Origin of the sequence: Siccirubricoccus deserti, from assembly GCF_014283215.1 — a bacterium.
GTDB classification, from domain to species: domain Bacteria; phylum Pseudomonadota; class Alphaproteobacteria; order Acetobacterales; family Acetobacteraceae; genus Siccirubricoccus; species Siccirubricoccus deserti.
Genome location: NZ_JACOMF010000005.1, coordinates 167,182 through 188,038 on the forward strand (window position 1 = coordinate 167,182; position 20,857 = coordinate 188,038).

The window sequence follows — 20,857 nt, forward strand, 5'->3', positions numbered from 1 at the left end:
GACGGGGAGCCGCGCCGGGCTGCCGCTGGCATCTGGACCACCGCCGGAGCAGGCGCTAGGACCGGGGGCGGAGATCGAGGAGCGTTCATGATCAACAAAATCGTGGCCACGGTCGCCGAGGCCCTGGCCGGCGTTAAGGACGGCTCGACGGTGCTGATCGGCGGCTTCGGCTCGGTCGGCCAGCCGGATGTGCTGATCGAGGGATTGATCGAGCAGGGCGCCACCAACCTCACCGCCGTATTGAACAATGCCGGCGTCGGCCGCGTCGGCGTGGCGCGGCTGATGGAGCTGGGCCGGGTGCGGAAGATCATCTGCTCCTTCCCCCGCTCCTCCGACCCGGTGGTGTTCGAGACCTTGTACCGCGAGGGCAAGATCGAGCTGGAGATCGTGCCGCAGGGCACCCTGGCCGAGCGCATCCGCGCCGCCGGCGCCGGCATCCCCGCCTTCTACACCGCGACCGCGGCCGGCACCCTGCTGGGGAAGGACAAGGAGAACCGCGAGTTCGACGGGCGGCAATACGTGATGGAGCGGGCGCTGAAGGGCGATGTCGCGCTGGTCGAGGCCTGGGAGGCCGATCGCTGGGGCAACCTCGTCTACCGGGGCTCGGGCGCCAATTTCAACCCGGTGATGGCGATGGCGGCCGAGCTGACCATCGCCCAGGTGCAGCACATCCGCGAACTCGGCACGCTGCACCCGCACATGATCATGACACCCGGGGTGTATGTGAACCGCGTGGTCCAGGTGGACCGCGGCGGCGATTGGCTCAAGCCGGAGGGAGAGGCGTGATGAAGCCGTTCACCCGTGACCAGATGGCTGCGCGGCTTGCCGCCGACGTGCCGGAAGGCTGGTGCGTCAACCTCGGCATCGGCATCCCGACCATGGTCGCCAACCATGTCCCGCCGGAGCGGGAGGTGATCTTCCAGTCGGAGAACGGTGTCATCGGCATGGGCCCGGCGCCGGCCAAGGGGCAGGAGGATCCCTGGCTGATCAACGCCGGCAAGCAGCTGATCACCCTGGCCAAGGGCGCCTCCTTCGTCGGTCATGCCGACAGCTTCGCGATGATTCGCGGTGGCCACATCGACCTCTGCGTGCTCGGCGGCTTCGAGGTGGCGGAGAATGGCGACCTCGCCAATTGGGCCACCAGCGAGAACGACACCGCCCCCGCCGTCGGCGGCGCCATGGACCTCGCCGCCGGCGCCAAGCGGCTCTGGGTGGTGATGGACCACACCACCAAGGACGGCAGGCCGAAGATCGTCGAGCGCTGCGGCTATCCGCTGACCGGCCTCGGCTGCGTCAACCGGGTCTACACCAACCTGGCCGTGCTGGACGTGGTGCCCGGCAAGGGCTTCGTCGTGCGCGACCTGGCGCCGGGCTGGAGCCTCGCCGAAGTGCAGGCCAAATCGGCGGCGACCTTGCACACCAACTGAGGACACAGGCCAATGAGTGCCGCGCCCATGGATGACCGCGCGGAGTCGATCCGCATGATCCGCGACAGCGCGGCGGCGGTGGCGCCGCCCGGCGGCGAGCTCAAGCGGGTGCGCGACCTGCGCTTCCAGGACCCCGGCTTCGATGCCGGGGTGTTCCGTCAGATGGGCGAGATGGGCTGGATTGGCCTGCGCCTGCCGGAGGCGCTGGGTGGCGCCGGACTTGGCCTCGGCGAGGCCTGCGCCCTGGCCGAGGAACTCGGCGCCGGGCTGGTGCCGGAGCCGCTGATCCCGGCGATGCTCTCGGCCGGGCTGCTGGCCGCCGCTGGCGGCAAGGGCGCGCTGCCGGTGCTGCTGGCCGGCGAGGTGGTGGTGCTCACCGCCTGGCAGGAGCACCCGGACACGCTGGAGGTGCCGGGCACCCCCGATGCCTCGCGCCGCTTCCTGCCCATGGCTGCCGGCGCCGATTTCTTCCTGGTCCCGCAGCAGGAGGGGGGCAGGCTCGCCCTCTATGAGCTATCGGCCGCGCGCAGCGCCGTCACGGTCGAGCGCACCCAGGATGGCGGCAACCTCGGCATGCTGACGCCGAACCTGCGCGAGGCGACGAAGCTTGCCGACGACATCGGCCCGGCGCTGGCCGAGGCGCTGGACGAGGCGGCGCTGCTGACCGGCGCCTATCTGCTGGGCGGCATGGAACGCGCCTTCGCCATGACGCTCGATTACCTGCGCACCCGGCAGCAATTCGGCCGCATCATCGGCACCTTCCAGGCCCTGCAGCACCGCGCCGCGGATGTGAAGATGCAGATCGCGCTGACCCGCGCCAGCATCGAATCGGCGGCGGCGGCGCTGGACGCCGGCGCCAGCGGTGATGCCCGCCGCGCCGCTGTCTCCCGCGCCAAGGCACGCGCCGCTGATGCCGCCATGCGGGTAACGCGCGAATGCATCCAGCTGCATGGTGGCATCGGCTACACCGACCAGTATGATGTCGGCCTCTACCTGCGGAAGGCGATGGTGCTGACCAACCAGTATGGGAGCGCCGCGCTGCACCGCCGCCGCTTCATGGCGGTGAGCCCGAAGGTGGAGGAATGAGCGACCCCGTAGCGCGCGTCGTCACCGAACGGGACGGCAATGTCCTTCTCCTGACGCTCGACCAGCCGGCCCGGCGCAACGCGCTGGCCATGTCCATCCGCTTCGAGCTGATCGAGGCGCTGCGCGCGGCGCAGGGCGACGCATCCGTGCGCGCCATCGTGCTGACCGGCGCAGGCGGGCATTTCTGCTCCGGCGGCGATATCTCCGGCATGGAGGTGAAAACGCCGATGGAGGGGCGGGAGCGCATGCGCCTCTCGCATGAGCTGGTCCGGCTGATGGTGCTCGGCAGCGTGCCGGTGGTGGCGGCGGTGGAAGGCTTCTGCGTCGGCGCCGGCCTGTCGCTGGCCTGCGCCTCCGACACCGTCGTGGCGGCGGAGGATGCGCGGCTCGGCGCCGGCTTCGGCAGGATCGGGCTGATGGCCGATCTCGGCCTGCCACATACGCTGCCGCTGCGCGTTGGCCAGGGCAGGGCGCGGCAGATCCTGCTCTACCACGGCCAGATGACGGCGATGGAGGCAGAGCGCATCGGCCTCGTCGATCATGTGGTGCCGAAGGGCCATGCGCTGGCGAGCGCGCTGGAGAAGGCGCGCTTCCTTGCCGAACAGGCGCCGGCGCCGATGGCGCTGACCAAGCAGATGCTGGGCGAGGGCCTCGACCGTGCGCTGGAGCAGGAACGGCATTTCCAGGCGACGCTGTTCCTCACCGGGGATTTCAAGGAAGGCCGCGCCGCCTTCCTCGGCAAGCGCGCACCACAGTTCAAGGGAGATTGAGATGGACGCCATCCGCATCCCCGCGCCGCAGGAGCTGGACGGGCTCGACGACGAACATTTCCGCCAGGTGGTCCGCGCCTTCCTGCACGAGAACTACCCGGAAGAGCTTCGCAACCCGCCGAAGCGGCTGCACTGGTCCGAGAACCGGCCCTGGTACATGAAGCTGGCGGAGAAGGGCTGGCTCTGCCCCGGCTGGCCGAAGGAATACGGCGGGCTCGGCCTGTCGCCTGCCAAGCAGATCATCCTGACTGAGGAATACGAACGCTACGGCGTCGCCCGCACCAACGACCATGGCATCGTCATGCTCGGCCCGCTGGTGATCAAATACGGCACCGAGGCGCAGAAGCGGTTCTTCCTGCCGAAGATCCTCACCGGCGAGCACATCTGGTGCCAGGGCTATTCCGAGCCCAACGCGGGTTCCGACCTCGCCGCGCTGAGGACCGAGGCGGTGCTGGACGGCGACCACTATGTGGTCAATGGCCAGAAGATCTGGACCACCCTGGCGATGGACGCCAACTGGATCTTCCTGCTGGTGCGCACCGACAAGCAGGCGAAGAAGCAGGAGGGGATCAGCTTCCTCCTGGTCGACATGAAGACGCCGGGCATCACCGTGCGGCCGATCATCAACCTCGAGATGCACGACGAATTCTGCGAGACCTTCTTCGACAATGTCAGGGTGCCGAAGGAGAACCTGGTCGGCCAGCTCAACAAGGGCTGGGACATGGCCAAGGCGCTGCTCGGCTTCGAGCGCATCTTCCTCGGCTCGCCACGGCAATCCGGCTACGCGCTGTCACGGCTGAAGCTCCTCGCGGAGCGCATGGGCTGCTGGGAGGACGCCGAATTCCAGGACCGCTACGCCCGGCTGCGGCTGGAGTTCGAGGATCTGAAGGCGCTGTTCGGGGTCTATGTCGAGAAGCTGAAGCGCGGCGAATCGCTCGGCCCCGATGTCTCCATGCTGAAGGTGATCCAGACCGAGCTGTTCCAGAAGATCACCGACTGCATGCTGGAGATCGCCGGCGAAAACGCCGGGCTGCTGGAACCGATGGAGGGCAACCGCGACCTCAACATCGGCGGGCTGTTCATCCAGGCGCGGCCGGCCTCGATCTACGGCGGATCGAACGAGATCCAGCGCAACATCCTCAGCAAGAACGTGTTGGGGTTGCCAGGATAGCAGAAGGCCAGGGGGCGCTGCTCCCCTGGACCGGTTTGAGTTTGGCTGCGCCCCCTGATTGACCGGCTGCGGCCAGGGAACGACCATGCGCCGAATCAAGCCGGGATGCCTGCCATGACCGAACTCTGGCGCCTGTCCGCCACCGACCTCGCCGCCCGTATCCGCGCGCGCGAGGTCTCCGCCCGGGAGGCCGCCGCCGCGGCGCTGGCCCGGCTGGAGGCGGTGAACCCCGCGCTCAACGCCGTCATCGCCCATGACCCGGCGGAGAGTTTGGCCGCCGCCGATGCGGTGGATGCTATGCTGGCGCGTGGCGAGGATCCCGGCCTGCTCGCCGGCGTGCCGGTGACGGTGAAGGTGAACGTCGACCAGCAGGGCTGGCCCACCACCAACGGCCTCCGCCTGCAACGCGAGCTCATCGCGCAGCAGGACAGCCCGGTGGTGTCGAACCTGCGCCGCGCTGGCGCGGTCATCCTCGGCCGGACCAATACCCCGGCCTTCTCGCTGCGCTGGTTCACCCGCAACTCCCTGCATGGCGCGACAAAGAACCCGCGCGATCCCGCGATCACCCCGGGCGGCTCCTCCGGCGGCGCGGCGGTGGCGGTGGCCACCGGCATCGGCGCGATCGGCCATGGCACGGATATCGCCGGCTCCATCCGCTACCCCGCCTATGCCTGCGGCGTGCATGGGCTGCGACCGACGCTCGGCCGGGTCGCGGCCTGGAACGCTTCGGTCGCGGATCGCGGCATCGGCGGCCAGCTCATGGCGGTCTCCGGCCCGATCGCCCGGACCATCGCCGATTTGCGCCTCGGCCTCGCGGCCATGAGCACGCCCGATGCGCGCGACCCCTGGTGGACGCCGGCGCCGCTGGAAGGCCCGGCCTATCCGAAGCGCGCCGCCCTCTGCATCGCGCCCGAGGGCATGCCGGTGCAGGCCGAGGTCGCGGCCGCCCTGCGCGATGCGGCGCGGCGGCTGGAGGCGGGTGGCTGGAGCGTGGAGGAGGTTCCGTCGCTGCCCCCGTTGCAGGAAGCCGCCCGGCTCCAGGCCATGCTCTGGCTGGCTGAGACCCGCCGTGGCGGCATGGCTTCGGTGGTGGAGCGCGAGGGTGATCCGGATGCCATCGCCATCTTCGGCTTCATGGAGAGGCTCTGCCCCGCGCCTGCGCTGGAGGATTTCCAGGACACGCTGCAGCGCCGCGTCACGCTGCTGCGCGCCTGGCTGCTGTTTCTCGAGCGCTATCCTGTGGTGCTGATGCCGGCCTCCGGCGAGCTGCCTTTCCGCGACCATTCGGATGTCGAGGGTTTCGACCGCTTCCAATCGGTGATGGCGGCGCAGCTGCCGCAGATCGCCCCGGCGCTGTTCGGCCTGCCGGGGCTGGTGGTCAGCACCGGGCTGGTGGGGCGGGTACCGGTCGGGGTGCAACTGATCGGCGGGCGCTATCGGGAGGATGTGCTGCTCGCCGCCGGCACGGCCATCGAGGCCGGCGGCGTGCCGCCCGCGCCGATCGACCCGGCGGCCTGATCGGATGCGTCCTCCGCTGCTGCCGGCCGCCCTGCTGCTGACCATGGCGTTGCTGCCCGGCTGTGCCCGGCGAGCTGGCTGCGAGGCCCTGCTGACCAACCACTCCGCCATCGCGGTGGAGCAGCTCTATCTGGCGCCGGCGGCCACCCGGCAGTGGAGCCCCGATCTGCTGCGCGGCGGCGGCCTCTCCAGCCAGGCCAGCATGCCGCTGCGCTTTCCGGCAGAGGGCGCCTACACGCTGCGCATCGTCTGGGTGGACGGTCGCGCCGCGGAGCTGCCAGGGGTGGCGGCCTGCGAAGCCCGCCGCATCAATATTCTCGGCCAGGGGCTGCGCGCGGAATGATGCGAACTGCGATGCAGCCTGCGCGATCGTAGGTTTATACGTTCAACCAGGGAAATTGGCGCCCCGCGCTTGGCGGGGAGCCGGCACGCCTCCAGGTCGGCGGCTGTGCGGCCGGCTACTCCGCCGCCAGCATCCCGATCGCAGCCTCTGGGGCGACTCCCGGGCCGATCCTCGGCAGCACCGCTCGCAACGCGCGGACCAGCTCGGCGATCATCGCATCGGTATGGAAGGGGGTGGCACAGAGCCGCAGCCGCTCCGTGCCGCGCGGCACCGTCGGGTAGTTGATCGGCGTGGCGTAGAGCCCGTGCTCGGCCAGCAGCCGCCGCGCCACCTGCCGGCACAGCTCGGCCTCGCCGACCCAGACCGGGACGATGTGGCTCGGCCCGTCCATCCGCGCCAAGCCGGCGCCATCCAGCGCCGCCTTCAAGGCCGCGGCGCGTTCCGCCAGCGCCGCTCGCCGGGCCGGGTCGCGCTTCAGCACCCGTACGCTCTCCAGCGCGGCGCCGGCCACCGCCGGCGGCAGGGCGGTGGTGAAGATCAGCCCGCCGGCGACGCTGCGGATATAGTCCACGACATCCGCGTCGCCCGCGATGTAGCCGCCGAGCACCCCGAACCCCTTGGCCAGCGTCCCCTCGATCAGGTCGACGCGGTGGGCGGTACCGTCCTGCTCGCTGATGCCGCCGCCGGTCGCGCCGTAGAGGCCGACGGCATGCACCTCGTCGAGGTAGGTCATGGCGCCGTAGCGCTCCGCCAGGTCGCAGATCGCGCCGATCGGGGCGATATCGCCATCCATGGAATAGACGCTCTCGAAGGCGATCAGCTTCGGCGCGCCGGGCGGGGCGGCGGCGAGCTTCGCCTCGAGGTCGGCGAGGTCGTTGTGCTTCCAGATCACCCGCTGCGCCGCCTTGGCGCCGCGCATGCCGGCGATCATCGAGGCGTGGTTCTTGGCATCGCTGAAGACGATGAAGCCCGGCAGCGCTTCCAGCACCGCGCTGATGCCGGCCTGGTTGGCGATATAGCCGCTGCCGAACAGCAGCGCCGCGCCCTTGCCGTGCAGCGAGGCCAGTTCGGCCTCCAGCGCCGCATGCAGGGGCGAGGTGCCGGAGATGTTGCGGGTGCCGCCGGCCCCGGCGCCGTGCTCGGCAACGGCCCGCGTCGCCGCCGCCAGCACCGCCGGGTGGTTGCCCATGCCGAGGTAGTCGTTGGAGGACCATACGGTCACCTCCCTGACCCCCTGCGGCCCGTGCCAGCGGTAGGTCGGGAAGCGCCCGGCCAGCTTTTCAAGACGGGCGAATTCGCGATAGCGGCCTTCCTGGCGGAGCGCGCCGAGGCTGGCTTGGCAATGGGAGAGGAAGGCGTCGCGGGTGCGCATGGGATTTGCCGCCACAGTGGAAAAGTCGTTGCGCAAGTATGTTGGCATGGTTGCTGAAAGCCCAATCACGCTACCGCAACCCCGCGTCGCGGCGAAGCGCCATGCTGCTGGCGCCAGCCCGTGCGGACTGTGCGCCCGGGCACAGGCCGGGTCTTTGGCGCAGATCAGCCGGCGAGGGAAGCCGGGGCCGCCGCGCATGCCGAAATTGGCCCCTCGGCCGCAACCGAAGAGGTTCGACAGGGCATGCCAGGGCCGGCATATTCCGCTGGTGGATCCTTGGCCGAAGGATGGGCGGCCCGCCACGCGCCGCCGGCCGGGGAGAGCAGCAGGGGAGATGGTCGCATGTCTGATAAGCCCACCTATGACCGCATCATGCAGCTGGCGACCGGATTCTGGGCCTCGAAGGCTTTGTTGAGCGCGGTCGAGCTCAACCTGTTCGGGGTGCTGGCGGCGGGGCCGCTGGAGGCGACGGCGCTCCGCCAGCGGATCGGCATCCATCCGCGCGCGGCGCGCGACTTCTTTGACACGCTGGTGGCGCTCGGCCTGCTGGAGCGCGACGCCGCGGGCCGCTACGCCAACGGCGCCGAGGCCGCCCGTTTCCTCGACCCCGCCGCGCCCGGCTACATCGGCGGCATTATCGAGATGCTGAATGCACGGCTCTTCACTTTCTGGGGGTCGTTGACTGAGGCGCTGCGCACCGGCGAGCCGCAGAACGAGGCGAAGAGCGGCGGCGACGTATTCGGCAGCCTCTACGCCGACCCGGACCGGCTGGAGGTGTTCCTGCGCGGAATGACCGGGATCACCACCCCAATCGCCGAGGCGCTGGCCGCTGCCTTCCCCTGGCAGGAGGTGGCGAGTGTCGTCGATATCGGCACGGCGCAGGGCTGCGTGCCGGTCCGGCTGGCCCGTGCCCACCCGCATCTGCAGGTCGCCGGCTTCGACCTGCCGGTGGTGGGGCCGGTCTTCTCCCGCTACGTGGCGGCCGAGGGCCAGGCGGAGCGGGTCCGCTTCATCCCCGGCGACTTCTTCAAGGATGCGCTGCCGCAGGCCGATGTGCTGGTGATGGGCATGATCCTGCACGATTGGGATCTGGAAACGAAGCGCATGCTGATCCGCAAGGCGCATGCCGCCCTGCCGCCCGGTGGGTCGCTGATCGTCTGCGAGGCGCTGATCGACGATGCAAGGCAGACCCACCTGCCGGGCCTGCTGATGAGCCTCAACATGCTCATCGAGACCCGCGGCGGCTTCGATTTCACCGGCGCCGACTGCATCGGCTGGATGCGGGAGGAGGGCTTCGCCGAGGCCCGGGTGGTGCCGCTGACCGCCGCCCATGGCGCGGTGATCGGGCGGAAGTAGCGCGTCCCCTATCGCACCGGATGCTGCCGCAGCGCCGGGGCGACCGCGGCGCGGGCGGCCTCCGCCTCGGCCTGCAGGGCCAGCATCCGCGCCACGTACTGCGCGGCGAAGGCCCGATAGGCCGCCGGGTCCCGGTCGCGCCAGTCATAGAAGCCGAGGCCGGCATCGGCGCCGGTCTCGTCACGCTTCGGCAGGTCCAGCATCCACTCCGCCGCTGTGCCTTCGTGGTGCAGCAGCGGCACCAGGCCGGATTGCGAGGCGGCATGGGTGCCGAGGCCGGAGAGGTCCTTCTGCTCGATCAGCCCGGTCACCGCCATGCGCGGCGTCAGCATGCGGCGGATGACGAGATCGACCGTCGCGGCATCGACCGCGCCCTCGGCGATCATCTGGTAGGCCTCGTTCGCCATGGCGTGCTGCAGGCGGTTGATCAGCGCGCCGGGGATCGGCTTGCTGAGGCGCAGCGCGGTGCGGCCGCAGCGCGCCAGCAGCGCGGCGATCGCCTCCAGCGTCTCGGGCGCCGATTGCCGCACGGCGATTAGCTCGACATAGGCGAAGGTGTCGGCCGGCTGCATGTAGTGCAGGCCGCAGAAGCGTTCCGGATGGCGCAGCGGGTCCGCAAGCGCCTGCAAGGGCAGCACCGAGGTGTTGGAGGCGAGGAGGCAGCGCCCACCCCAGGCCGCCTCGATGCGCGCCAGGAACTCCTGCTTCAGCGCCATCTCTTCCGGAATGCTCTCGATGAGGAGGTCAGGCGGCGGCCCCTCGGGCGCGCCCAGCCGACGGACCCCCATCGGCAGGCCGGGTTTTTCCGCGCCGGGATCGCGACTGAGCAGCCAGCATTCCACCCCATGCGCCGCGAAGCCGCGCAGGATGCCAAGACCCATCACGCCGCCCCCGGCGACGCAGACGCTGTTGATGTCCATGCGCGTTCTCCCCTTGGGTACTCTGCCTGGATCCGGGGGTGGAGCAAGCCGGTGGCTCTGCCCCCGGGGCCCCGTTGGATATGGGCGTCCTCCACGGCCTGGGCCCGGCCGCCACTGGACGAGGCGTTCTAGAACTGCCATTCTAAATGGTATGGTCAGGACGGCGCGCTTCTCCGAGCACTGCTTCATCGAGGCTGCGACGCACCTCGTCGCCGAGGGCGGCCCCGCCGCGGCCACCATGCAGGCGATCGCGCGCCGGGTGGGGGCGCCCACGGGCTCCATCTATCACCGCTTCGAGTCCCGCTCGGCCATCCTCAGTGCGGCCTGGAACGCGGCCTATGCCTCCTTCACGGGGGCGCTGGCGCCCTTGCTGCGCGAGGGCCGTGCCCGCGAGGCGGCACTGGCCATCCTGCCCTGGTCAAGCAAGGACGAGCACCGCGCCCGCTTCCTCTTGCTGCATGAGCCGGTCACGCTGTTCGAGGACGCTCCGCCTCCGGCGCCGGTGCGGGAGGAACTCGAAAGGCTGGAGGAGGCGTTCGACAGTGCCTTCCGCGCCTGTGTCGCCGCCCGCGGGGACGGCAGCGTTCGCGAGGAGGAGCTGGCGCGGGCCAGGTTCCTGATCTTCGACGCGCCGATCGCGATTATCCGCCCCCACCTGCTGAAGGGCGGCCCGCTGCCGCCCTTCGTCGAGCGGATGATCGATGAGCTTCACGCGGGACTGCCCATCGCCGCCACGCCGGACCAGGGCATACGACCCATGGCCGCTGCGTGACATCGCCGCTGTTTCGCTTGCCCGGGATCTCCCATGGACGCCATCGCTCCCCGCCAAAGCATCAAGCTGCACGCGCCCGAGGACTTCGTCGGGATGCGGGCCGCCGGCCGGCTCGCCGCGGCAGCGCTGGACATGATCACCGCGCATGTCCGGGCGGGTGTCACGACGGCCGAGCTCGACCGGATTTGCCACGCCTTCGTGCTGGAACACGGCGGCACGCCGGCCTCGCTGGGCTATCGCGGCTACGCCCATGCGACCTGCATCTCGCTCAACCACGTCGTCTGCCATGGCATACCCGGCGAGCGGCGGCTCATGGACGGTGATATCCTCAACATCGACCTGGCGGTGGTCCTCGACGGCTGGCACGGCGACAGCAGCCGCATGTACGGGGTCGGCAAGGTCAGCACGCGCGCCGCACGCCTGATGGACGTGGCCTATGAGGCCATGATGCGCGGCATCGAGGTGATTCGCCCCGGCGCGACGATCGGCGACATCGGATTCGCCATCCAGCGATTCGTGGAGGCGGCACAGTTCAGCGTCGTCCGGGATTTCTGCGGCCACGGGCTGGGCCGCGTCTATCACGACGCGCCGAATATCCTGAACTACGGCAGGCCGGGGCATGGGGCCGAATTGCAGCCGGGGATGTTCCTGACGGTCGAGCCGATGGTGAATGCAGGGAGGCCGGAGGTGAAGGTGCTCGGCGACGGATGGACGGCGGTGACGCGCGACCGCAGCCCCTCGGCGCAGTTCGAGCACAGCGTCGGGGTCACCGGGACGGGCCATGAGATCTTCACCCTCTCGCCCGCGAAGCTCACCCGGCCACCCTACCCGATCGCGGGGTAGGCGGAGCCACTCCTCGCCCACCGGGACCGGCGCAGCGCCGAGGCTTGCCAGCCCCACGCACCGCCGGCACCCTTCGCGCATGACCGAACGCCTGCACCCGTTGCTGAAACCGCTGCTGGCCGATGACTGGGCCGCGGTGGATCCCACCCTGCCACCGCTGCTGGAGGTGCTCTTCGCCCGCAGCGCCGGGGAGGATTGGCACAAGGCCGGCACCTTCAAGGACCATCTGCTGGGGGTCTACCGGACCCTCGCCCTCTGGGACCAGCCGCGCGAGGTGCGGCTGCTCGGCCTTTTCCACAGCGTCTATTCAAACGAGTACGTCGACCTGAAGCTGTTCGATGCCGCCGGCAACCGGGCCGAGCTGGCCGGACTGCTGGGGGAGGAGGCGGAGCGGCTGATCCACCTCTTCTGCACCATGCCACGCAGCCTCTTCACCCGCCGCCTGGCGGAGGAGCCGGATTTGCCCGAGGAGGGCATGGTGCTGGAGCGCGAGGGCAAGCCCGACATCATCCTCTCGGCGCGCGACGTCGCGGTCTTCGGCATCGCCACCATCGCCGACATCGCCGAGCAATGGCATTCCTGGCAGGACGAGATCTTCGCCGGCTTCCCCGGGCCGACAGTGCCGCGCGGCACGCGCGACCATTGGGCGGCCGCCATGTGGCCGGGGCCGCTGAAGCCGACGGTCAAGGCGCTGTCGCTGCTCTCCCGCCTCGCCCGGCCGCTGGCCTTCATGCCGGAGGAATGGGGGCTGCCGACGCCGCCGATCTTCGCCCGCTGCAATGCCCTGCTGGCGCCGGAGGAGGAGTTGGCCGCTGTCACCCTCTACTGGCAGGCGGTGACCCGTGCCCTGCCGCTCGGCAGCCCGGAGCCGACCCGCCGGGCGCTGGAGGAGGCGGCGCGGCTCAACCCCTTCGTCGGCGAGCCGCGGCTGCTGCTGGCGCAGATCGCGCTTGGCCAGGGGGAGTGGGACCGCGCCGCGGCCGAGGCCCGGGCCGGGCTGGACCTGCTCTCCGACTGGGGCGTCGCCTGGGACAAGCGCATCGCCTGGTCCGGCTGGGTCGCCTGGGCGCGCATCCTGCTGCAATCGGCCGAGCGGCGGCGCTGGCCGGAGCAACTGGCCGGGCTCAACGGGCTGGGGCTGGTAGGCTAAGCTATCCGCTGAGCGGCATTCGCGGCATGGTGCCGCATCATGACCGTTCCGGGGGAAACATGACCCGTCTTTCGCGCCGCGTAATCCTCGCCCTGCCGCTTGCCACGCCCTTCCTTGGCCGCACCGCCCGGGCGCAGGGCTGGCGCCCCACCCAGGCCATCCGCATCATCGTTCCGGCCGCGCCAGGTGGCACCGCGGACATGTCCGCCCGGCTGCTGGCGCCCTATCTGCAATCCCATTTCGGCCAGAACGTCGTGGTCGACAACCGCTCCGGCGCCGGCGGCGTCATCGGCACCCAGGAAGCGGTGCGCGCCACGCCGGATGGCCACACCCTGCTGCTCGGCAACATCGGCCCGCAGGCCATCGGCCTCTCGCTCTACCGCAGCCTGCCCTACAACAAGGACAGCCTGATCCCGGTCGGTGGCACGGTGCGCGGGCCGAACGCGCTGGTGGTGCACCCTTCGGTACCGGCGAACACCATGGCGGAGTTCGTCGCGCATCTGAAGAAGAACCCGGGCAAGCTGTCCTACGCCTCTCCCGGCGTCGGCCAGTCGCCCCATCTCACCGGCGTCTGGTTCAACCAAGCGACGGGGACGGAGGCGATCCACGTTCCCTTCCGCGGCGCCGGCCCGGCGGCGATGGAGCTGGTTGCCGGCAACATCCAGTACATGTGGAACAATCTGACGAGCGGCATCGAGCAGATCCGCTCCGGCCAGGTCCGGGCGCTGGCGGTGTCCTCCGCCGAGCGCAACCCGCAGCTGCCGGACGTGCCCGCGGCAAGGGAGACGATGCCGGAGCTGGCGCAGTTCGATGTGAACACCTGGTTCGGCATCTTCGCCCCCGCCGGCACGCCGCGCCCGGTCACCCAGTCGATCAACGAGGCGATGGAGGCCTGGCAGAAGACGCCGGAGATCCAGGCGCGGTGGCGCGAGATGGGAGGCGTCCCGCTCAGCGGCAGCATGGAGCAATTCCACGCTTTTGTTGCCAATGAGATCGAAAAATGGGGCAGTGTGATCCGCAAGGAAGGACTGCAACTGGACCTCAGCTAGAGCGGGTCGCCGAAGGCGGAAACCTGCCCTGAAACGATGGAGCGGATTGCGGTCCCAGCCGGGCTGCGATCCGCCCAGCCAGCAAGCGGCTCGAGGTCGTTCGGTGAACCCGTGAACGGAAAAGGCCCGAGCCATGCCAGCCATCACCCGCCGCGCCACCCTCGCCCTGCCTGCCCTGCTGCCTGCCCTCGGACGTGCCCAAGCGGGGGCAGGGGCCTGGCGGCCCGGGCAGCAGGTGCGGATCATCGTCCCGGCCGCGGCGGGCGGCACCACCGACATCATGGGCTGGCTTTGCGCCCAGCATTTGCAGGCGCGCTGGGGCACGCCGGTGGTGGTCGAGAACCGCGCCGGTGCCGGCGGCACCATCGGCACGCTGGAGACGGTGCGGGCGCGGCCCGATGGCACCACCCTGCTGTCGGGCAATATCGGGCCGCAGGCGATCGCCTATTCGCTGTTCCGCAACCTGCCCTACAAATCCGAGCAGATCCTCCCCATCGCCGGGCAGATCCGCGGCCCCAACGTGCTGGTGGTGAACGCCGATACCCCGGTGCGCAACATGGCGGAGTTCGTCGCTTGGCTGCGCGCCGACCCGGGCAAGGTCAGCTACGCCTCCACCGGTGTCGGCCAGTCCACGCATCTGACCCCGGTGTGGTTGCTGCAGCTGCTGAAGGCCGAGGCCATCCACGTGCCCTTCCGCGGCTCCGCCCCGGCGCAGATCGAGCTGCTGGCCGGCAATGTCGGCTTCCTGATCGACAATCTGACGGGGGTGATCGAGCATATCCGCAGTGGCAAGCTGCGCGCCCTGGCGGTCACCAGCGCCGAGCGCAACAGCAAGGTGCCGGAGGTGCCCGCCGCCCGCGAGACCCTGCCGGAGCTGGCGCAATTCGAGGTCAACACCTGGTTCGGCCTGTTCGGCCCGGCCGGTCTGCCGACCGAGATCATCCGCACGGTGAATGCCGAGATCAACGCGATGCTCGACCTGCCGGAGACGAAGCAGCGTTTCGACATGCTGGGCGGCGTGCCGATGCGCTTCACGGTCGAGGAATTCGCCAGCTGGGTGCGGGTCGAGACCGACAAGTGGCGCGGCGTGATCCAGCGCGAGGGGCTGCAGCTCGACGCCGGCTGAGTGCGGCCGGAGGCCGGCCGAGGCACCCGGTTGACGCCGACGGCACTCCGCAGCAGCCTGTTCGCGAATGATTCTCTCCCCCCTCTGGCTGCCGATCACGCTCTCGGCCGCCCTGTTCCAGTGCTGGCGGACCGCGATGCAGCAGAAGCTGCGCGGCCAGCTCTCGGTCAATGCCGCGGCGGTGGTGCGCTACCTCTACGGCGTGCCGGTCGGCGCCCTGCTGCTCGGCCTCTACATGCTGGTGTTCGGCGGAACGCTGCCACTGCCGGGCTGGGCCTTCCTGGCGCTCTGCGCCGCTGGTGGCCTCGGCCAGATCCTCGGCACCAACCTGCTGATCATGGCCTTCGGCCACCGCGGCTTCGCCGTCGGCACCGCCTATGCCAAGACCGAGGCGGTGCAGGGCGCGATCCTGGCGCTGGTGCTGCTGGGGGAGCGGATCTCAGCGGTGGCCTGGGTCGGCATCGCGATCGGCGTCGTCGGCGTGCTGTGGCTCTCGCTGGCGGGCAAGGCGGCCTCGCTGCGCGAACTGGCGCTGGCCACGGTGCAGCCGGCCGCGGTCTGCGGCCTGGCGGCGGGGTTCTTCTTCGCCGCGACCAGCGTGCTGGTGAAGGCGGCGAATCTGGAACTGCCGGGCGACGACCCGATCCACCGCGCCCTGGTGACCCTGGTGGTGACCAACATCCTGCAGACCGTCATGCAGGGCGGCTGGCTGCTGGCGCGGGAGCCGGCCCAGGCTCGCGCGGTCTTCACCACCTGGCGCAGCAGCGCCCAGGTGGGCGCGCTCTCGGCCTGTGGCTCCGCCTGCTGGTTCAGTGCATTCGCCCTGGCGCCGGTGGCGCTGGTACGGGCGGTGGGGCAGGTGGAGATCCTCTTCACCCTGCTGTTCAGCCGCTTCTACCTGCGGGAGCAGCCCAGCCGGACGGAGATCCTGGGCGCGCTGACGGTGGTGCTCGGGGTGGTGCTGGTATTGGCCGGCCGCTGAGGCGCCCTGCCTAACGCGGCAACAGCACCCGCACCAGCAGCGCCACTGCGCCGGTCACGCAAACCCCTACAAGCCACAGCGCGGCGAACCAGCCGAGGCGCCGCCACATCCTCAGTGATATCCCTCGCCCGCCTTCACCTTGCCGCGGAACAACCAGTACACGTAGGCGGTATAGGCCAGGATGACCGGGATCAGCACCGCCGCGCCGACCAGCATGAAAAGCTGCGAATCCCGCGGGCTTGCCGCCTCCCAGATGGTGATGCCGGGGGGCACGATCATCGGCCACATGGAGATCCCGAGTCCGGTGTAGGAGAGGAAGAAGAGCCCAAGCGCGCAGGCAAAGGGGACGCCGTCCCGCCAGACCACCCTTCGGTGCTCCTTGCCGGTTCCCGCCTCCTCCAACCCGCGGAACAGCCGCCAGGTCAGCACCACCACCAGCACCGGGACCGGCAGCGCCGTGAGGATGATCGGGAAGTTGAACCAGCGGTCACGGAATTGCGGCAGCAGGAAGGGCACCACCAGGCTGACCACGATGATGAAGCCGAGCGTCAGCCAGGTCAGTCCCCGCGCCAGCCCCCGCACCTGGTCCTGCATCTCGCCTTCGGTCTTCCAGACCAGCCAGCAGGCGCCGAGCATCCCATAGCCGGCCAGCAGGGCACAGCCGGTCAGCACCGAGAAGGGCGAGAGCCAGTCCCACCAGCCACCCGCATAGGCCCGGCCCTGCACCTCCACCCCCTGCACCAGCGCGCCGAGCGCGACGCCCTGGGCAAAGGCCGCCGCATAGCTGCCGCCGGAGAAGGAGCGGTCCCACCAGATCCGCTGGGCGTCGGTCGCGGCGCGGAAGCGCATCTCGAAGGCGACGCCACGGAAGATCAGCGCCAGCAGCATGATGATGATCGGCATGTAGAGCGCCGGCATGATCGTCGCGTAGGCCAGCGGGAAGACCCCGAACAGCCCGCCGCCGCCCATGACCAGCCAGGTCTCGTTGCCGTCCCAGACCGGCGCCACGGTGTTGACCGCGAGGTCGCGGTCCTTCTGCCCGCGGATCCAGGGGAACAGGATCCCGACGCCGAGGTCGAAGCCGTCCATGCAGACGTAGAGGAAAACGGCGGTGGCGATGATGAAGGCCCAGATGGTGGCGATGGTCTCCGCGCTCATCCCCGTCACTCCGCCGGCTGCGGCCGCGCGTCATGCGCGCGGTCGGGGTCGACCTGCGGACCCGGCGTGATGCCGGCGGTGCGGATCGGCGGCTCGGACTCCACCCCGGTCTCATGCGGCTCCGGCGGGTGGCGGAACAGGCGGAACAGGTACCAGATGCCCGCGCCGAAGACGACGAAGTAGACCACGATGAACAGTGTCAGCGAGGTCACCAGCGCCGGCACGGCAAGCGGACTGGCGCTCTCCGAGGTGCGCATCAGGCCGTAGACGGTGTAGGGCTGCCGCCCCGTCTCGGTCACGAACCAGCCGAAGGTGACGGCGATCAGCCCGGACGGTCCCATCGCCACCGCCCAGCGGTGGAACCAGCCGGCGCCGTAGAGCCGCCCGCGCCAGCGCAGCCAGAGCGAGGTGAGGCCGAGCCCGATCATCAGCAGGCCCATGCCCACCATGATGCGGAAGGACCAGAAGACCAGCGGCACGTTGGTCGGCCGCGCATCCTTCGGGAAGGCCTTCAGCCCCTGGATCTCGCCGTCCCACTCATGCCGCAGGATCAGGCTGCCGAGGCGGGGGATCTGGAGCGCCAGGCGCGTCTCCTCCCGCGCCATGTCCGGTATGCCGAAGAGGATCAGCGGCGCGCCGCGCTGGGTCTCCCAATGCCCTTCCATCGCGGCGACCTTCTGCGGCTGGTAGTGCAGCGCCCAGAGACCCTGCAGATCGCCGAAGACGGCCTGCGCCGGCGCCACCGCGGCGGCCATCCACATCGCCATGGAGAACATCAGCCGCGCCCGCTCATTCGCGCGGTCGCGCAGCAGGTGGAAGGCGCCGACCGCGCCGACGATCATGGCGGTGGTCAGATAGGCGCCGGTGATGGTGTGCAGGTAGCGGAAGGGGAAGGAGGGGTTGAAGACGATCGCCCACCAATCCGCCGGCAGGAACTGCCCGTCCGGCGCGATGGTGTAGCCCGCCGGCGTCTGCATCCAGGAGTTGGCCGAGAGGATCCAGAAGCCCGAGATCAGCGTGCCCACCGCCACCAGGCAGGTGGCGGAGAAATGCAGCGCCTTTCCGACCCGCCCCAGGCCGAACAGCATGACGCCGAGGAAGCCGGCCTCAAGGAAGAAGGCCGTCAGCACCTCATAGGCAATTAGCGGCCCGAGCACCGGCCCGGTCCGGTCCGCCCAGACCGACCAGTTTGTGCCGAATTGGTAGGAGAGGACGATGCCGGAGACCACGCCCATGGCGAAGTTCACCGCGAAGACCTTCAGCCAGTAGCGGAACAGGTCGAGGTAGGCGGCGCGGCCGGTCCAGAGCCACAGCGCCTCCAGCACCGCCAGATAGCTTGCCAGCCCGATGGTGAAAGCGGGGAAGAGGAAGTGGAAGGTGACGGTGAAGGCGAACTGGAAGCGCGCGAGGTCAAGCGCGCTCGGGAAGGCATCCCACGGCATCGTTCACGTCCCCGCTACTTCTGGGGGTAAATCGGCAACCAGTACTGTCGTTCCGCGTGCCTGGCGGGTGCTGTATCACGAAGCTGGGAGACGAGCCTCGGGTCTGGCGCCGACCATCACTTCAAGCCACCGCACGAAGCCGCGGTCCGGCCTCGGTGCGGACGCTGCGCACGCCGATCACCTGGCGGAGGTTGCCCTCCACCAGATGCACCATCGCGGCCGGCATGGCGTGCAGCACCAACTCGGCCTGGACGGTATCGCCGTCGCGCAGCGCCTGCATGGCATCGGTCATCAGATCCCGCTTGGCGAGCGGCTGCAGCAGCCGCGGCAGGAGGCCCGGGCAGGCATCGGCGGTAACGAGGAAACGTGCGGCGAGAAGCGGGGAATCGGACATCGCGGGAAGCTCCGGTACGGCGAGGGCGGGAAGGAAAACCCGGCGGCGCGGCACGCGCCGTACCCACGGCGCGGCTCAGGCAGCCGGGCCAGTAATTCGCGCGGTACGGAGGAAGCGATGCGACATGAGGGCACCCTAGCCCGGATGGCCAGGGGATGCCAAGCGTGACCCCGCCCTAATCCCGCCGCGCCGGCACGGCCGGCCAGTGCCAGGCCGGCAGCCGGGCGATGGCGATCCGCGCCAGACTCAGGGTGCGATCCTCCAGGGCGAGCGGCACTTCCAGCTCCGGTGGCCCGCCCTCCGGAGGGCTCCGGCTCAGCAGCCGTACCATTGTCCGCGCGGCGGCCGCGGTCCGCGCCGGCACCAGCCCGGCCGCGGCGGCCGCGTCCAGCGCCTCCGCTCCGCCGGACAGGCGCAGCGTGGCGGCGCCCATCGGCTGCAGCGCCTCATCCAAGGTCAGGGTCGCGGTGGCGGTGGCGACAACCGGTCCCCAGTGCAGTGCCAGGCTGCGCAGGTCGAGCGTCCCGCCGCCCACCCGCCAGGCTGCGGCCCGCGCCGCCGGGCTGCGCCCGGGCGGCACCGGGCCGGAGAGCGCCGCGTCCAGTACTACCGAGGCAATGGTCTGCCCCAGTGTCGCCAGTTCCGGTCCGGCCGTGTCCGGCAGGGTCAGGTCATCGGCCGCGCCACGCAGGGTCACCGCCGGCTCGCCCTCAATGGCGGTGATCCGGGTGGCTAGGGTCAGTTGCAGGGTGCGCAGCGCCACGCTGCCGGCGGCGGTGCCAAGGCGCAGCCGCTCGCCCTCCAGCTTCAGTTCGCTTGGCAGCACATCCCGCTCCAGCGGCAGCGCGCCGTGCAGCCGTTCGGCGGTGAAGGGCAGCCCGGCCTCGCCGAGGCGGAGGTGGTGGCGCCCGCCAAGGTCCAGTTGCAACCGGTCCAGCCGCGGCGGCTCCAGGCGCAGCACCAGTCTCTCCGCCTGCCAGTCCATGCCGCCGGGCAGGGTGGCCTCGCCGCCCGTCAGCCGGAATTGCGGCAGGGTCAGCGTCGCCGCGAAAGGCCAGCCGCCGCGCCGGGGCGGGCCATGCGCCACCTGCCAACCCTGGGCACGCCGCAGCGCGGCCCAACTGGCGAAGCCGTCCTCCAACTGGTTGGCCATCCATTGCCAGAGCAGCGCATGCCCGGCGCCGAGGCCGGCGAGCAGCAGCAGCGCGCCGAGCAGCAGGCGGAGGAGCGGCCAGCGGCGGCGCCCCGTTCGGGTCGATGCCTCGGCGAGGCGGGGCGGCTTGGCGGACATTGCGGTCAGCGATATACGCGAAGCCCGCGCCGGCGCGAATGCCCGGGGCACGCATGCCCGGGAGCCAGATGACACGGTCCGTCGCGCCTGCCGCCCTCGACCCTGATGGGCACCTCTATGTCTTCGGCTATGGTTCGCTGATCTGGCAGCCGGGCTTCGCCCATCTTGGCGCCCATCCGGCCCTGCTGCGCGGCTTCCATCGCCGCTTCTGCCTCTGGAGCCGGCTCTACCGCGGCACGCCGGAGGTGCCAGGGCTGGTACTCGGCCTCGACCGCGGCGGCGCCTGTCGTGGGGTGGCGTTTCGGGTCGCCGGGCAGGATGCCGGCGCGGTGCTGGACTACCTGGATGCGCGGGAGAACATCGGCGGGGAGGTGGTCTACACCCGCCGCCTGCTGCCGGTGCGGCTGCTCGACGGCGGCAGGATGGTCCGCGCCGTCGCCTATGTGGCGAACCGGGGCCACCCCGCCTATTGCCGGCCCTGTCCGGAAACCGCCGCCGCCGCCATCGCCCGGGGGACCGGGCAGGCGGGGCCGAACCGGGACTACCTGCTCAACACCGTTGTGCACTTGCGAGCGATGGGCGTCCGCGACGGCGGGCTGGATCGCATTGCGGCGTTGCTTGGCGGCAACTGATCCCCGGGCATTGTCCACATCGCAGGGCGCCGGCGATTGGGCGCCATGGGGATAC

22 protein-coding genes are annotated in these 20,857 nt (G+C 70.4%); 15 read left to right on the forward strand and 7 right to left on the reverse strand.

Annotated features, from left to right (window positions below; genetic code table 11):
- Positions 1–87: 87 nt before the first annotated feature.
- The 7 genes from H7965_RS06780 (at position 88) to H7965_RS06810 (ending at position 6,315) form a co-directional block, all read left to right on the forward strand.
- A complete protein-coding gene (locus H7965_RS06780; RefSeq protein ID WP_186769790.1) occupies positions 88–786 on the forward strand; it encodes a 3-oxoacid CoA-transferase subunit A in 699 nt (232 codons plus the stop codon).
- The gene (locus H7965_RS06785; RefSeq protein ID WP_186769791.1) at positions 786–1,427 is read left to right on the forward strand and encodes a 3-oxoacid CoA-transferase subunit B; all 642 of its coding nucleotides are present in this window, start codon (positions 786–788) and stop codon (positions 1,425–1,427) included. Before H7965_RS06780 ends, H7965_RS06785 begins: the two co-directional genes overlap by 1 nt.
- 12 nt (positions 1,428–1,439) lie before the next feature.
- On the forward strand, positions 1,440–2,513 hold the full coding sequence (locus H7965_RS06790) for an acyl-CoA dehydrogenase family protein (protein ID WP_186769792.1): 1,074 nt from the start codon (positions 1,440–1,442) through the stop codon (positions 2,511–2,513).
- Positions 2,510–3,283, forward strand: coding sequence for an enoyl-CoA hydratase/isomerase family protein (locus H7965_RS06795; RefSeq protein WP_186769793.1), 774 nt, complete (start codon positions 2,510–2,512; stop codon positions 3,281–3,283). The genes H7965_RS06790 and H7965_RS06795 overlap by 4 nt, the downstream gene beginning before the upstream one ends.
- Before the next feature lies 1 nt (position 3,284).
- Entirely contained in the window at positions 3,285–4,454 is a 1,170-nt protein-coding gene (locus H7965_RS06800) for an acyl-CoA dehydrogenase family protein (RefSeq protein WP_186769794.1), read from the forward strand.
- Between the two features lie 114 nt (positions 4,455–4,568).
- Positions 4,569–5,972 carry an amidase family protein gene (locus H7965_RS06805; protein WP_186769795.1) on the forward strand — a complete coding sequence of 468 codons (1,404 nt, stop codon included), beginning with the start codon at positions 4,569–4,571 and terminating at the stop codon, positions 5,970–5,972.
- A 4-nt stretch (positions 5,973–5,976) separates the two neighbouring features.
- On the forward strand, positions 5,977–6,315 hold the full coding sequence (locus tag H7965_RS06810; RefSeq protein WP_186769796.1) for a hypothetical protein: 339 nt from the start codon (positions 5,977–5,979) through the stop codon (positions 6,313–6,315).
- A gap of 115 nt (positions 6,316–6,430) precedes the next feature.
- Here H7965_RS06810 and hemA read toward each other — a convergent pair whose 3' ends face one another.
- A complete protein-coding gene (gene hemA / locus H7965_RS06815; protein WP_186769797.1) occupies positions 6,431–7,687 on the reverse strand; it encodes a 5-aminolevulinate synthase in 1,257 nt (418 codons plus the stop codon).
- Between the two features lie 342 nt (positions 7,688–8,029).
- Between hemA and H7965_RS06820 the strand changes: the two genes are divergently transcribed.
- Entirely contained in the window at positions 8,030–9,043 is a 1,014-nt protein-coding gene (locus H7965_RS06820; protein ID WP_186769798.1) for a methyltransferase, read from the forward strand.
- 8 nt (positions 9,044–9,051) lie between these two features.
- Here H7965_RS06820 and H7965_RS06825 read toward each other — a convergent pair whose 3' ends face one another.
- A complete protein-coding gene (locus tag H7965_RS06825) occupies positions 9,052–9,963 on the reverse strand; it encodes a 3-hydroxyacyl-CoA dehydrogenase family protein (protein ID WP_186769799.1) in 912 nt (303 codons plus the stop codon).
- A gap of 151 nt (positions 9,964–10,114) precedes the next feature.
- On the opposite strand from H7965_RS06825, the gene H7965_RS06830 reads away from it, so the two are divergent.
- The 6 genes from H7965_RS06830 (at position 10,115) to H7965_RS06855 (ending at position 15,885) form a co-directional block, all read left to right on the forward strand.
- Positions 10,115–10,735 (forward strand): TetR/AcrR family transcriptional regulator, encoded by a 621-nt coding sequence (locus H7965_RS06830; protein WP_186769800.1) that lies wholly within the window; start codon positions 10,115–10,117, stop codon positions 10,733–10,735.
- A 33-nt stretch (positions 10,736–10,768) separates the two neighbouring features.
- The gene (gene map / locus H7965_RS06835) at positions 10,769–11,578 is read left to right on the forward strand and encodes a type I methionyl aminopeptidase (RefSeq protein WP_186769801.1); all 810 of its coding nucleotides are present in this window, start codon (positions 10,769–10,771) and stop codon (positions 11,576–11,578) included.
- Positions 11,579–11,657: 79 nt separating this feature from the next.
- The gene (locus H7965_RS06840; RefSeq protein WP_186769802.1) at positions 11,658–12,728 is read left to right on the forward strand and encodes a DUF6817 domain-containing protein; all 1,071 of its coding nucleotides are present in this window, start codon (positions 11,658–11,660) and stop codon (positions 12,726–12,728) included.
- 59 nt (positions 12,729–12,787) lie between these two features.
- Entirely contained in the window at positions 12,788–13,777 is a 990-nt protein-coding gene (locus H7965_RS06845; RefSeq protein ID WP_186769803.1) for a Bug family tripartite tricarboxylate transporter substrate binding protein, read from the forward strand.
- Positions 13,778–13,910: 133 nt separating this feature from the next.
- Positions 13,911–14,903 carry a Bug family tripartite tricarboxylate transporter substrate binding protein gene (locus tag H7965_RS06850; protein WP_186769804.1) on the forward strand — a complete coding sequence of 331 codons (993 nt, stop codon included), beginning with the start codon at positions 13,911–13,913 and terminating at the stop codon, positions 14,901–14,903.
- 67 nt (positions 14,904–14,970) lie between these two features.
- A complete protein-coding gene (locus H7965_RS06855) occupies positions 14,971–15,885 on the forward strand; it encodes a DMT family transporter (RefSeq protein ID WP_186769805.1) in 915 nt (304 codons plus the stop codon).
- Between the two features lie 10 nt (positions 15,886–15,895).
- On the opposite strand, the gene H7965_RS06860 is transcribed toward H7965_RS06855, so the two are convergent.
- From H7965_RS06860 to H7965_RS06880, 5 genes are all read right to left on the reverse strand, one after another.
- Positions 15,896–15,994 carry a DUF2474 domain-containing protein gene (locus tag H7965_RS06860; RefSeq protein WP_186769806.1) on the reverse strand — a complete coding sequence of 33 codons (99 nt, stop codon included), beginning with the start codon at positions 15,992–15,994 and terminating at the stop codon, positions 15,896–15,898.
- A 2-nt stretch (positions 15,995–15,996) separates the two neighbouring features.
- Positions 15,997–17,043: a cytochrome d ubiquinol oxidase subunit II gene (gene cydB, locus H7965_RS06865; RefSeq protein WP_186769807.1), complete on the reverse strand. Its 1,047-nt coding sequence runs from the start codon at positions 17,041–17,043 to the stop codon at positions 15,997–15,999.
- 5 nt (positions 17,044–17,048) lie between these two features.
- Positions 17,049–18,485 (reverse strand): cytochrome ubiquinol oxidase subunit I, encoded by a 1,437-nt coding sequence (locus H7965_RS06870; protein WP_186769808.1) that lies wholly within the window; start codon positions 18,483–18,485, stop codon positions 17,049–17,051.
- Positions 18,486–18,606: 121 nt separating this feature from the next.
- A complete protein-coding gene (locus tag H7965_RS06875) occupies positions 18,607–18,879 on the reverse strand; it encodes a hypothetical protein (RefSeq protein ID WP_186769809.1) in 273 nt (90 codons plus the stop codon).
- A 175-nt stretch (positions 18,880–19,054) separates the two neighbouring features.
- Positions 19,055–20,170 (reverse strand): DUF2125 domain-containing protein, encoded by a 1,116-nt coding sequence (locus H7965_RS06880; protein WP_186769810.1) that lies wholly within the window; start codon positions 20,168–20,170, stop codon positions 19,055–19,057.
- Positions 20,171–20,238: 68 nt separating this feature from the next.
- On the opposite strand from H7965_RS06880, the gene H7965_RS06885 reads away from it, so the two are divergent.
- A complete protein-coding gene (locus H7965_RS06885; RefSeq protein WP_186769811.1) occupies positions 20,239–20,802 on the forward strand; it encodes a gamma-glutamylcyclotransferase in 564 nt (187 codons plus the stop codon).
- Positions 20,803–20,857: the final 55 nt, after the last annotated feature.

Excerpts from the sequence above, each read along its gene's own strand:
- H7965_RS06780 (WP_186769790.1), top strand. The coding sequence starts at position 88 with ATGATCAACAAAATCGTGGCCACGGTCGCCGAGGCCCTGGCCGGCGTT.
- H7965_RS06785 (WP_186769791.1), top strand. The coding sequence starts at position 786 with ATGAAGCCGTTCACCCGTGACCAGATGGCTGCGCGGCTTGCCGCCGAC.
- H7965_RS06790 (WP_186769792.1), top strand. The coding sequence starts at position 1,440 with ATGAGTGCCGCGCCCATGGATGACCGCGCGGAGTCGATCCGCATGATC.
- H7965_RS06795 (WP_186769793.1), top strand. The coding sequence starts at position 2,510 with ATGAGCGACCCCGTAGCGCGCGTCGTCACCGAACGGGACGGCAATGTC.
- H7965_RS06800 (WP_186769794.1), top strand. The coding sequence starts at position 3,285 with ATGGACGCCATCCGCATCCCCGCGCCGCAGGAGCTGGACGGGCTCGAC.
- H7965_RS06805 (WP_186769795.1), top strand. The coding sequence starts at position 4,569 with ATGACCGAACTCTGGCGCCTGTCCGCCACCGACCTCGCCGCCCGTATC.
- H7965_RS06810 (WP_186769796.1), top strand. The coding sequence starts at position 5,977 with ATGCGTCCTCCGCTGCTGCCGGCCGCCCTGCTGCTGACCATGGCGTTG.
- hemA (WP_186769797.1), bottom strand. The coding sequence starts at position 7,687 with ATGCGCACCCGCGACGCCTTCCTCTCCCATTGCCAAGCCAGCCTCGGC.
- H7965_RS06820 (WP_186769798.1), top strand. The coding sequence starts at position 8,030 with ATGTCTGATAAGCCCACCTATGACCGCATCATGCAGCTGGCGACCGGA.
- H7965_RS06825 (WP_186769799.1), bottom strand. The coding sequence starts at position 9,963 with ATGGACATCAACAGCGTCTGCGTCGCCGGGGGCGGCGTGATGGGTCTT.
- H7965_RS06830 (WP_186769800.1), top strand. The coding sequence starts at position 10,115 with ATGGTCAGGACGGCGCGCTTCTCCGAGCACTGCTTCATCGAGGCTGCG.
- map (WP_186769801.1), top strand. The coding sequence starts at position 10,769 with ATGGACGCCATCGCTCCCCGCCAAAGCATCAAGCTGCACGCGCCCGAG.
- H7965_RS06840 (WP_186769802.1), top strand. The coding sequence starts at position 11,658 with ATGACCGAACGCCTGCACCCGTTGCTGAAACCGCTGCTGGCCGATGAC.
- H7965_RS06845 (WP_186769803.1), top strand. The coding sequence starts at position 12,788 with ATGACCCGTCTTTCGCGCCGCGTAATCCTCGCCCTGCCGCTTGCCACG.
- H7965_RS06850 (WP_186769804.1), top strand. The coding sequence starts at position 13,911 with ATGCCAGCCATCACCCGCCGCGCCACCCTCGCCCTGCCTGCCCTGCTG.
- H7965_RS06855 (WP_186769805.1), top strand. The coding sequence starts at position 14,971 with ATGATTCTCTCCCCCCTCTGGCTGCCGATCACGCTCTCGGCCGCCCTG.
- H7965_RS06860 (WP_186769806.1), bottom strand. The coding sequence starts at position 15,994 with ATGTGGCGGCGCCTCGGCTGGTTCGCCGCGCTGTGGCTTGTAGGGGTT.
- cydB (WP_186769807.1), bottom strand. The coding sequence starts at position 17,043 with ATGAGCGCGGAGACCATCGCCACCATCTGGGCCTTCATCATCGCCACC.
- H7965_RS06870 (WP_186769808.1), bottom strand. The coding sequence starts at position 18,485 with ATGCCGTGGGATGCCTTCCCGAGCGCGCTTGACCTCGCGCGCTTCCAG.
- H7965_RS06875 (WP_186769809.1), bottom strand. The coding sequence starts at position 18,879 with ATGTCCGATTCCCCGCTTCTCGCCGCACGTTTCCTCGTTACCGCCGAT.
- H7965_RS06880 (WP_186769810.1), bottom strand. The coding sequence starts at position 20,170 with ATGTCCGCCAAGCCGCCCCGCCTCGCCGAGGCATCGACCCGAACGGGG.
- H7965_RS06885 (WP_186769811.1), top strand. The coding sequence starts at position 20,239 with ATGACACGGTCCGTCGCGCCTGCCGCCCTCGACCCTGATGGGCACCTC.